The organism is Limnochorda sp. L945t, from assembly GCF_035593305.1.
In the GTDB taxonomy this organism is placed as follows: Bacteria; Bacillota; Limnochordia; order Limnochordales; family Geochordaceae; genus Carboxydichorda; species Carboxydichorda subterranea.
On record NZ_CP141615.1, the window covers coordinates 848,432 to 859,227 of the forward strand.

At 67.2% G+C, this 10,796-nt stretch carries 9 protein-coding genes and 1 tRNA gene; 8 read left to right on the forward strand and 2 right to left on the reverse strand.

Annotated features, from left to right (window positions below; genetic code table 11):
* Positions 1–271 precede the first annotated feature (271 nt).
* Entirely contained in the window at positions 272–1,510 is a 1,239-nt protein-coding gene (locus tag U7230_RS03905; protein ID WP_324717430.1) for an ROK family transcriptional regulator, read from the reverse strand.
* Positions 1,511–1,935: 425 nt separating this feature from the next.
* Here U7230_RS03905 and U7230_RS03910 point away from each other — a divergent pair, with 425 nt between their 5' ends.
* The 4 genes from U7230_RS03910 (at position 1,936) to U7230_RS03925 (ending at position 5,509) form a co-directional block, all read left to right on the forward strand.
* Positions 1,936–3,201: an ABC transporter substrate-binding protein gene (locus tag U7230_RS03910; protein WP_324717431.1), complete on the forward strand. Its 1,266-nt coding sequence runs from the start codon at positions 1,936–1,938 to the stop codon at positions 3,199–3,201.
* Positions 3,202–3,353: 152 nt separating this feature from the next.
* Complete coding sequence (locus U7230_RS03915) at positions 3,354–4,439, forward strand: carbohydrate ABC transporter permease (RefSeq protein WP_404980629.1); 1,086 nt, start codon at positions 3,354–3,356, stop codon at positions 4,437–4,439.
* Complete coding sequence (locus U7230_RS03920) at positions 4,436–5,257, forward strand: carbohydrate ABC transporter permease (RefSeq protein ID WP_324717433.1); 822 nt, start codon at positions 4,436–4,438, stop codon at positions 5,255–5,257. The genes U7230_RS03915 and U7230_RS03920 overlap by 4 nt, the downstream gene beginning before the upstream one ends.
* A gap of 177 nt (positions 5,258–5,434) precedes the next feature.
* A tRNA-Gly gene (locus U7230_RS03925) sits at positions 5,435–5,509 on the forward strand.
* Here the strand turns inward: U7230_RS03925 and U7230_RS03930 are convergent.
* The gene (locus tag U7230_RS03930) at positions 5,498–5,632 is read right to left on the reverse strand and encodes a hypothetical protein (RefSeq protein WP_324717434.1); all 135 of its coding nucleotides are present in this window, start codon (positions 5,630–5,632) and stop codon (positions 5,498–5,500) included. The two genes, U7230_RS03925 and U7230_RS03930, sit on opposite strands and share 12 nt — an antisense overlap.
* On the opposite strand from U7230_RS03930, the gene tig reads away from it, so the two are divergent.
* The 4 genes from tig (at position 5,622) to lonB (ending at position 10,794) form a co-directional block, all read left to right on the forward strand.
* Positions 5,622–7,049 (forward strand): trigger factor, encoded by a 1,428-nt coding sequence (gene tig / locus U7230_RS03935; RefSeq protein WP_324717435.1) that lies wholly within the window; start codon positions 5,622–5,624, stop codon positions 7,047–7,049. The two genes, U7230_RS03930 and tig, sit on opposite strands and share 11 nt — an antisense overlap.
* A gap of 19 nt (positions 7,050–7,068) precedes the next feature.
* On the forward strand, positions 7,069–7,677 hold the full coding sequence (clpP, locus tag U7230_RS03940) for an ATP-dependent Clp endopeptidase proteolytic subunit ClpP (protein ID WP_324717436.1): 609 nt from the start codon (positions 7,069–7,071) through the stop codon (positions 7,675–7,677).
* A gap of 53 nt (positions 7,678–7,730) precedes the next feature.
* Positions 7,731–9,005: an ATP-dependent Clp protease ATP-binding subunit ClpX gene (clpX, locus tag U7230_RS03945; RefSeq protein ID WP_404980630.1), complete on the forward strand. Its 1,275-nt coding sequence runs from the start codon at positions 7,731–7,733 to the stop codon at positions 9,003–9,005.
* A 133-nt stretch (positions 9,006–9,138) separates the two neighbouring features.
* The gene (lonB, locus tag U7230_RS03950) at positions 9,139–10,794 is read left to right on the forward strand and encodes an ATP-dependent protease LonB (protein WP_324717438.1); all 1,656 of its coding nucleotides are present in this window, start codon (positions 9,139–9,141) and stop codon (positions 10,792–10,794) included.
* Positions 10,795–10,796 lie beyond the last annotated feature (2 nt).

Sequence of the window (10,796 nt, forward strand, 5' to 3'; positions counted from 1 at the left end):
GATCCGGACGAAACTGACGGTGGGACGGTCGGCGCTCAGGAGTTGTTTGTAGACGGTGCGCGTCGCATCGTCCACCGGCCCCTGCAGCAGGTTGGCCTCGAGCACCTGACCGGAGTCCGGGTGGGCCAGGACCAGACCGGCCTGGTCGACGAGGATCCCAAAGCCCGTCTCGCCGATCCTGAGCCCGGCCACCCGCTGCTCGAGGTAGGCGGCGGGTACGGCGCCGATGAGGAGCCGCTCCGGGCTCGCGCCCCCCTCCCGGACCGCTCTCTCATCTGGATCCTGTCCCGGATGAACGGCTCCGACGATGGCGGGACCCTCGGGTGCCCAACAACGGGGCGCCGGCCGCGTCGTCGTAACTGCGGAACGGGCGCGCCGGCGCCCTCGTCCCCGGGATCCGGAAGAACTCCTGCAGGATCATCGCCCCGGCACCGATGGCCGGGGCATCTTCTCCCAGCGTCGAAACGACGATGCGAACGTGGCTCCGGATGGAAGGCATGGCCCGCTGCTCGACCACCCGCCGCACCGCGTTGAGGATCGAGGGGCCGCCGCGGGCCATGGGGCCGCCGATGACGACGACGTCCGGATCGAACGTGTGGAGCGCGTTGGCGATCCCGATGCCCAGGTACTCTCCCACCCGGGCCAGTGCGGCGATGGCGGCCGGGTCGCCTCGCTCCGCGGCCTGGAAGACGGCTTCGGCGCTCAGCGTGGTGGGCCCGGTGTCGGCACCCCTCCGCACCAGCCCGGTGAGCGCGCGCTGCGATACGAAGGTCTCCAGACAGCCGCGGTTACCACAGTTGCACAACGGCCCGGCCGGGTCCACAGTGGTATGGCCGAACTCCCCGGCCATGCCGCGAGCGCCGCGGTAGATCTCACCGTCGATGATGATGCCGGCGCCGACGCCCACGCCGACATTGAGGAAAAACAGATGGCCGGCGCCTTCCAGTGCCCCTGCCCATACCTCGGCCAGGGCTCCGGTGTTGCCGTCGTTTTCCACCCGTACGGGAACGTCGAACCGCCGCCGCAGCAAATCGCCCACGGGTACGTCCTGCCAGCCGAGGTTAGGGGCGAACAACAACCGGCCCGTCTCGTCCTCGACCAGACCGGGTACCGCCACTCCGATACCGAGCAACCCCAGGGGGGCCGGCGGAACGGACGCCACCGCCTCCTCGATCAGGTGAGCCAGCCGCTCGACCTCCTCCCCCGGGTTGGCGGAGCCCGGCTCGAGGATGCGCTTTCGCCAGACGACCTGTCCGTGCAGGTTGAGCATCACGACGAGCAGGTAGTCGACGCCGAGGTCCGCACCGATCACGGTGCCGGCCGAAGCGTTGAGGGTGACCAGTTTGGGACGCCGGCCGCCGGTGGACGGACCCGTGCCGATCTCCTTGACGAGCTGGCGCGCCAGCAGGGCTTCCAGGAGACCGGAGGCCGTAGCTTTGTGAAGACCCGTGATGCGGGCGATGTCCGCGCGGGACATCGGCCCCCTCAGGCGCAGGAGGTTGAGGACCACGGCCTCATTGCGCGCCCTCATGAGGGAGTGGTGGGCAGTGGGGCCGGAGAAGTCCAGGAGATGTCACCTCATTCATCGAGAATGACAACCAAGCCGTGCGACTTCCTCTTCGGGCCTGCGACAATCTTATCCGGCGAGGAGGGCCGGATCAAGGGAAACACGGTTTCAGAAGCTCCCCGGTTGCCCCGGCGCTTCCTGTAGGAATGATGCACATTCGCACCGGATGCGCGAGTCTCATATCGGTTTCCGGCACACGGACCGGAGGGAAGGATTTTCGCTTCCCCGTGCCGTACTCATGGGGCGAAATGGTTGTCGTCGGCAACTAAGTCTACCTGGACGGGGGTGGTCGCGCGCCCGGTGTACCGGCCAGCGGGAAGCGTGTGCGCCAAAGGAGACGAAGGAAGCGAAGGAGAGGGTGACCGGAGATGCGATGGCGCGGCATCCGAGCGCTCCTGGTAGCGCTCGCAGTCGTTGCGGTCTCTTTGGCCGGGCCCGTTTCGGCCCTGGCAGCGCCTGCTCAAGAGCTCGAAATCTTCTCCTGGTGGTCGGGCGACGAGGGGCCGGCCCTTGAGGCGCTCATCGCCCGTTACCAGCAGCTCTACCCGAACGTAAAGGTCATCAACGCGACGGTGGCCGGTGGGGCGGGCGTGGCCGCCAAGGCCGTGCTGAAGACCCGCATGCTCGGGGGCTATCCGCCCGACACGTTCCAGGTGCACGCCGGCCAGGAGCTCATCGGCACGTGGGTCGTCGCCAACCGCATGGAGGACCTCACCTGGCTGTACAAGCAGGAAGGCTGGCGTTCGGTCCTGCCCGAGGGGCTCATCAAGCTTCTCAGCACGGACAAAGGTATCTGGTCGGTCCCCGTCAACATCCACCGCTCCAACGTGCTGTGGTACATCCCTCGCAACCTGCAGAAGTGGGGTGTCAAGGCTCCCGCCACGTGGGATGACTTCCTCAAGATCGCCCCGTCGCTGAAGGAGAAGGGCGTGACCCCGCTCGCTCTTGGCGAGAACTGGACGGCCTCGCACCTCTGGGAGAGCGTGGCCCTGTCCAAGCTGGGGCCGGAGAAGTGGCAGGCCCTGTGGGAAGGAAAGCTCTCCTGGACGAGCCCCGAGGTCCTCGACGTGTGGAAGCTGTTCGGCCAGATCCTGCAATACACCAACGCGGACGCGCCTTCGCTGAGCTGGCAGCAGGCCATTGACATGGTGGTCAACGGCCAGGCCGCGTTCAACGTCATGGGCGACTGGGCCGCGGGCTACATGACCACCACGCTCAAGCTGAAGCCGGGCACCGACTTCGCATGGGCGCCCTCCCCGGGTACCCGCGGGATCTTCATGATGCTGTCCGACACCTTCGGGTTGCCGGTGGGCGCGCCGCACCGGGACCACACGGTAGCGTGGCTGCGCATGCTGGGTAGCCGCGAAGCCCAGGACATCTTCAACCCGCTGAAGGGATCGATCAGCCCGCGCACCGACAGCGATCTGTCCAAGTACAACGACTACCTGAAGAGCGCCGCTCAGGACTGGCGCACCAACAAGATCGTGGGCAGCCTGGTTCACGGGGTCGTGGCCAACGAGCGCTTCATGAACGACTTTGCCACGGTCATGGAGATCTTCCTCAACACCCGCGATGCGCAGGCTGCGAGCAACGCCGCTCAGGCCATCGCCATCCAGGCAGGCATTGCGAAGTGATGCCGAAAGCGTCCTAGAGCGTGGGCCACGAAGACAACCTGCACGGCCGGGGCGGGACCTGAGGCTCCCGCTCCGGTCATCCGGCAGGTGCGCTGGGGTAGAGGGGAAGGCGCCCGGTGGGTTCCCGAAGAGACCGCATCCTCGCGATCTTGATGCTGTCGCCGTCGCTGGTGCTGCTGGCCATCTTCGTGTACGGCTTCATCGGCCGGACGGTGTACCTCTCCTTGACCGACTGGGGCCGACAAATGGCGCTGGCTCTCCATCCGACGATCCACTTCGTGGGGCTCGACAACTACCGGGAACTCTTCACCGGGTTCCTCGACGTCCGGTTCCGCCAGGACCTGGTCAACATGCTCTACTTCACGTTGCTCTTCGTGGGAGCGAGCCTCTCGTTGGGACTGGCGCTGGCCATCCTGATCGATCAGCAGGTGCGCGGCGAGGCCATCTTCCGCACCATCTTCTTGTTTCCCATGTCGCTTTCACTTGTCGTGACGGGCACCATGTGGCGCTGGGTGCTCCAGCCCCGGGGCGGTGTCAACGTACTGCCGGCGATGATCGGACGTGAGCCGTGGACGTTTCTGTGGTTGAGCAGCCGATCCCAGTACCTGCGCTTCGATTGGCAGCATCTCCCCCGGTACCTGGGCGTCGGGATCGCCATCGCGCTGGCCCTGGTCGCATCCGTCGGGCTTCGGAGGAGGCGGCGGCTCGGGCCTGCGCTGGCCGGGGTGGCGGCGGGGGCCACCCTGGGGTGGGCGCTTTTCGGGCCCGGCTCGCACGTCAAGCTGCTGCCCTTCCCCGAACTGCACGGGTTCAACGACGCCCTGATCGGAGTCGTGCTCGCTGCCACCTGGCAGATGGCGGGGTATACCATGGCGCTTTACCTGGCGGGGCTCCGGGGGGTACCCTCCGAGCTCCGGGAGGCGGCGCGCGTGGATGGGGCGAGCGAGCTGCAAGTCTACCGGTATGTCGACCTCCCGCTCCTCAAGCCCATCACGCTCAGCGCGCTCATCATCCTCGGGCACATCGCCCTCAAGATCTTCGACCTGGTCTTTGCCATGGCGGGACCCGACAACGCTCCGACCAGCGTCCCGGCCATCTCGATGTACCTGACCACCTTCCGGGGCAACCAGTTGGCCAAAGGAGCCTCCATCGCCGTGATTCTGCTCATCATGGTGTCGGTGCTCATCATCCCGTACCTGGTCAACGCTTTCCGGTCGCGGCGGGCTGAGCTGGGATGAAGAAGGTACGCCCGGGGCGGCTCTTGATCTACGCGGCGCTGGTGATGCTGGCCGCCGTCTATCTCGTGCCGGTCTACATGACGGTCATCACGAGCCTCAAGGCGCCCGAAGCCATCCAGCTGGCCAGTGCGTGGCTTCCTCCCGACCGGCCTCACTGGCAAAGCTACGCGACGGCCTGGGACCAGTTCGCTCCGAAGCTGAAGAACAGCCTCCTCCTGGCGGTGACGGCGACCTTGCTGTCAGCGGCGCTCGGGAGTTTGAACGGGTACGTGCTTTCCAAATGGACCTTCCGCGGTGCCGGCGTCATTTTTCCCTTGATGGTCTTCGGGATGTTCATACCTTATCAGAGCATTCTGATTCCTCTGTTTCAGTTCCTGCGTAACATCAATCTTTACGGCGGGCTGCCCGGGCTGATCCTGGTGCACGTCGTGTACGGGCTGCCCATCACGACCCTGCTCTTTCGCAACTTCTACGCCGAAATCCCCGACGAACTGGTGAGCTCGGCGTCGATCGACGGCGGCGACTTTTTCCGCATCTACCGCTGGATCATGCTGCCGCTGTCGGGCCCGGCGTTCGTGGTGGTGGCCATCTGGCAGTTCACCCAGATATGGAACGAGTTCCTGTTCGCCGTGACCCTGACCCGGCCGGATGCGCAGCCCGTGACCGTTGCCCTGGCCAACCTGGCCGGGGGCCAGGCGGTCTACTGGAACCTCCCCACGGCGGGCTCCATCCTGGCCGCCCTGCCGACGGTGCTCGTCTACATCCTGCTGGGGCGATTCTTCATGCGGGGACTCCTGGCCGGCGCGTTGAAGGGCTGAGCAACGCAGGAGTACCCGAGGAGGCGGCCGCCCACGGGCGGGCCCAACTGCGGGCACGAACCGAGGGGCCGCCGGTCCGGCGACGCCGTCCAGGCCAGCCTTGACAAGGCGCGCGGCGTCCGGTAGACTCCCGCTTGGGGCGGCGAGGCAGCGGGTGCCGCCGGGGTTCTAGGGCGAGCGGATGTAGCTCAGCGGTAGAGCATCGCCTTGCCATGGCGAGGGCCGCGGGTTCGAATCCCGTCATCCGCTCCATCCTTTGCGAAGTTCGGAAACAGCCTGGTCGACCGAGTCGATCAGGCTGCTTTTGCGTTGCGGGGCCTCCATCGCCACGTCCTGCAGCGCCTCGGTGGAAGGAGCCACGTCGGTGAGCGTCAAGGCAACGGTCCAGGTCCTGGAAGGCAGCAAGGTCTCCCTGCAGGTCGAGGTGCCGGCCGACGAGGTGCAGCGCAGCCTCGACCAAGCTTACCAGCGCCTCGCCCGGCGGGTCCGGGTCCCCGGCTTTCGCCCCGGGCGGGTCCCGCCCCAGGTGCTGCGGGCCCGGTTGGGGCGCCAGCCCATCTACGACGAGGCGCTCGAGTACCTGCTTCCCCGGGCTTACCGGGAGGCGGTCGAGGACGCCCGCATCGAGCCGGTCGACGAGCCCCGGTTCGACGTGGTGCAGATGGAGGAGGACAAGCCGCTCGTCTTCAAGGCCGAGGTGACGGTCAAGCCCGAGGTCAAGCTGGGTGACACCAAGGGGATGCGGGTCGAGCGGCGGGTGGTGCGGGTCGGCGACGGCGACGTGGACCGCGTGCTGCGGCGGATCCAGGAGCGCTTCGCCGTGCTGGAGCCGGTGGACGAGGCGGTCCAGCGGGGCTACTACGCCGAGGTCGACTATGACGCCCTGCTGGATGGCAAGCCGTTCCGGGGAGGCGCTGCACGGGGCCGCACCATCGAGATCGGCCGGGACCAGGTGGCGCCCGGGTTCGACGAGGCCATTACGGGGGCCCGGGCCGGAGAAAGCCGGCAGTTCGAATTGACGCTGCCGGCGGACCATCCCACGAAGGATCTGGCCGGCAAGACCCTTTCCTTTCAGGTCACCGTGCAGGCCGTCAAGAAGAAGCGCCTGCCGGCCCTCGACGACGACCTGGCCAAGGACGTGGGCCCGTACGAGACGCTGGACGCCCTCAAGCAGGCGATCCGCGCGGAGCTCCAGGAGGTGGTCGAGCGCCGCGCCCGGGCCGGCGTGCGCCGCCAGGTGGTCGAGAAGGTCACCCAGGCCGCATCGGTCGAGGTGCCCGAGACCATGGTGCAGCGTCGCGCGGACCGGCTCTTGCGCAACTTCGCGGAGCGCCTCGCCATGCAGGGCCTCACGCTCGAGCGTTACCTCGAGCTTTCGGGCCGCTCGGCGAGCGAGCTCGTCAGCAGCATCGAGCCCGATGCCCGTCGGCAGATCCTGGAGGAACTCGTGCTGGACGCCGTGGCCCGCCAGGAGCAGCTGGAGCCCGACCCGGACGCGGTCGAAAAGCGCGTCGAGCAACTCATGGCCTCCTACCGGCAGGGGCAGGATGTGGGAGTGGCCTCCGAGAGGCCGCGCGGTGACCGGCGGCAGCGGGAGCAGCAGGCAAGGCTGGAAGCGCTCGAGGAAGAGGTCCGGGAGTCGGTCCGCACCTCCATGCGGCGTGACAAAGCGGTAGACTGGTTGGTGGAGCACGCCGAGGTCACCGAGCAGGAGGCCGAGGGCGGCATCGACGACGAGGCGGAGCTGGAGGCCATCCTGCGGGTGGAGCAGTCCCAGCAGCAACCGGCTTGAAGGAGGGGTGCAGTCTCCCATGAGCACGTTGGTTCCCATCGTGGTGGAGCAGACGGCCCGGGGCGAGCGCGCCTACGACATCTACTCCCGCCTGCTCAAGGAACGCATCATCTTCGTCGGCGGCCCCATCGACGACTACGTGGCCAACCTGGTCATCGCCCAGATGCTCTTTCTCGCCGCCGAGGACCCGGAGAAGGAGATCTCGCTGTACATCAACAGCCCCGGTGGGCTGGTCTACGCCGGGCTCGCCATCTATGACACGATGCAGTACGTGAGCCCGCCGGTCTCCACCATCTGCATGGGCATGGCGGCGAGCATGGCCGCGCTGTTGCTCGCTGCCGGCGCCAAAGGGAAGCGCTACGCCCTGCCGTACTCACGTATCATGATCCACCAGCCGATGGGTGGCGTGAGGGGGCAGGCGACGGAGATCGAGATCGAGGCGAGGGAGATCCTGCGCCTCAAGCAGATCGGCAACGAGATCTTGAGCCGCCACACGGGCCAGCCCATGGACCGGATCGAGAAGGACACCGACCGCAACTTCTACATGTCGGCCGAGGAAGCCAAGGAGTACGGCATCATCGACGAGATCCTGCGGGAGGCCACGGGCCGACCGGGCGTGCGGCGGTAGGCGCTGGTATCATGGGCAAGCGCAGGCAGGGGAGCGGAGGAGACACGCCGGGCATGTTCAAGTTCGGAGACGAAAAAGGACAGCTGAAGTGCTCCTTTTGCGGCAAGTCCCAGGAGCAGGTGAAGAAGCTCATTGCGGGGCCCGGCGTCTACATCTGCGACGAGTGCGTCGAGCTGTGCAACGAGATCATCGAGGACCAGACGGTCGAGGAGACCGACACCCAGCTCGGTACGCTCCCCAAACCCAAGGAGATCAAGGCGATCCTGGACCAGTACGTCATCGGTCAGGAGCACGCCAAGAAAGTCCTCTCCGTGGCGGTGTACAACCACTACAAGCGCATCAACGCCGGCGTCGGGGCGGACGACGTGGAGCTGCAGAAGAGCAACGTGCTCCTGCTCGGGCCGACCGGCTCCGGTAAGACGCTGCTCGCCCAGACCCTCGCCCGCATCCTCAACGTCCCCTTCGCCATCGCCGACGCCACTTCCCTGACGGAGGCGGGCTACGTCGGCGAGGACGTCGAAAACATCCTGCTGCGCCTCATCCAAAACGCAGACTACGACGTGGAGCGGGCGGAGCGGGGCATCGTCTACATCGACGAGATCGACAAGATCGCCCGCAAGTCGGAAAACCCCTCCATCACCCGGGACGTCTCCGGCGAGGGCGTGCAGCAAGCCCTCCTCAAGATCCTGGAGGGGACGGTCGCCAGCGTGCCGCCCCAGGGCGGGCGCAAGCACCCTCACCAGGAGTTCATCCAGATCGACACGACCAACATCCTGTTCATTTGCGGCGGGGCCTTCGAGAGCCTGGACAAGATCATCGAGCACCGCATCCAGCAAAAGAGCATGGGCTTCGGCGCCCCCATCGTGCGCAAGCAAGAACGCCAGATCGGCGAGGTCCTGCGCCAGGTCATGCCGGAGGACCTCCTCAAGTTCGGCATGATCCCCGAGTTCATTGGGCGGCTGCCCGTGGTGGTGGCCCTCGATGCGCTGACGCTGGACGACATGGTGCGCATCCTGGTCGAGCCGAAAAACGCCCTGATCAAGCAGTTCAAGAAGTTCCTGGAAATGGACGGCGTCGAGCTGGAGTTCACCGATGACGCGGTGCGGGCCATCGCCCGCAAGGCGATGGAGCGCAAGAGCGGCGCCCGGGGTCTGCGGTCGGTATTGGAGGAGATCATGCTCGACGTGATGTACGATGTGCCTTCGGCCGGAGACGTGAAGAAGTGCACGGTGACCGTCGAGGTGGTCGAGCGCAGGGAGCCGCCCCGGTTGATCCGGGTGGATCGGGCGACCAGGGCGGGGGCCAAGCGCCGGGAGGAGACGGCCTAGCTCGCAAGCAAAGGCCGGCGGCCAGGGGCCGCCGGCCTTTTCGCGCCCGATCGCACCGTTTGGAGGCGGGCGCCGCGCGGCATACTAGCCACTGCCTGGAAACCGGCCAGGACGGTCTCCACGGGGGTGGCCCATGGATCTGGTCGCTTTGTTCGCGCTGGTCAACCTGTTCTTTGCCGCGGTCACGGGCCTTTACTTCTTCAACCTCCTGCGGGCGCAGCAGGTCAATCGCTCGGCCATCGACCGGGAAGCCCGCAAAGAGCTCGAACGGCTGCGCAAGCTGCGCTCCAACTCCTTGACCCAACCCCTGGCGGAGCGCACGCGCCCCACCAGCTTCGAGGAAGTGGTCGGCCAGGAGGAGGGCGTGCGGGCGCTGCGCGCCGCGCTGTGCGGGCCCAACCCCCAACACGTCATCATCTACGGCCCGCCGGGCGTGGGCAAGACGGCCGCGGCCCGGCTCGTGCTCGAAGAGGCCAAGCGCAACCCCCTTTCGCCGTTCAAGCCCGATGCCCGCTTCGTGGAGGTGGACGCCACCGCGTCCCGCTTCGACGACCGGGGGATCGCCGATCCCCTGCTCGGTTCCGTGCACGACCCCATCTACCAGGGGGCCGGGCCCATGGGGATCGCGGGCATCCCCCAGCCCAAGCCGGGTGCGGTGACCAAGGCCCACGGGGGGGTGCTCTTCATCGACGAGCTCGGGGAGCTGCATCCCATCCAGCTCAACCGCCTGCTGAAGGTCCTCGAGGATCGCAAGGTCTTCTTCGAGAGCGCCTACTACTCGAGCGAGGACTCCAACATCCCGCCCCACATCCACGACATCTTCCAGAACGGGCTGCCGGCCGACTTCCGCCTCATCGGGGCCACGACCCGGCTCCCGGAGGAGATATCCCCGGCCATCCGGTCCCGGTGCATCGAGATCTTCTTCAAGCCGCTCACCCCTGACGACGTGGCCCGCATCGCCACCAACGCCGCGCAGAAGATTGGGCTTCCCCTGGAGCCGGGGGCCGTCGAAGTGGTCCGCCGGTACGCCTCCAACGGGCGGGAAGCGGTCAACATGGTGCAGGTGGCAGCAGGTCTGGTGGTCTCCGAGGGGCGCGACCGGATCGCCCGGGCCGACCTCGAGTGGGTGGTCAACCACAGCCAGCTCACGCCCCGGCCCGACGTACAGGTCCGGCACGAGCCCCAGGTCGGGTGCGTCTACGGGCTGGCGGTCTGGGGCCCCAACGCCGGTATGGTGGTCGAAATCGAGGCCACCGCCGCGCCGGCGGCCGGCCCGGGCACAGGCAGGCTCACCGTCACGGGCGTGACCGAGGAGGAGGAGATGACCGGCGTCGGGCGCACCGTGCGGCGCAAGAGCCTGGCCATGAGCTCGGTGCAGGTGCTGGCAACGGTGCTCGAGGCGCACTTCGGGGTGCACGTGCGCGACTACGACGTTCACCTCAACTTCCCGGGCGGCGCACCGGTGGACGGCCCGTCGGCCGGGGCAGCCATGGCGCTTGCCGCGTACTCGGCCATCACGGGCCGGGCGGTGCAGCCGGCCGTGGCCATCACCGGCGAGCTGTCGGTGCGGGGGCTGCTCAAGCCGGTGGGGGGCATCGTCCCGAAGGTAGAAGCGGCCCGCCGTGCCGGCATCCGGAGCGTGATCATTCCCCGGGAAAACCACCTGGAGATCTTTGGGTACGCCGAGGGAATCGAAGTCGTGCCGGCGGTCACGATGCAGGACGTGCTCGACCGGGCCCTGGAACCGGCGCCCCGGGAAGCTTTGACGGCCTGTTCCGGGGCAGGGTAAGA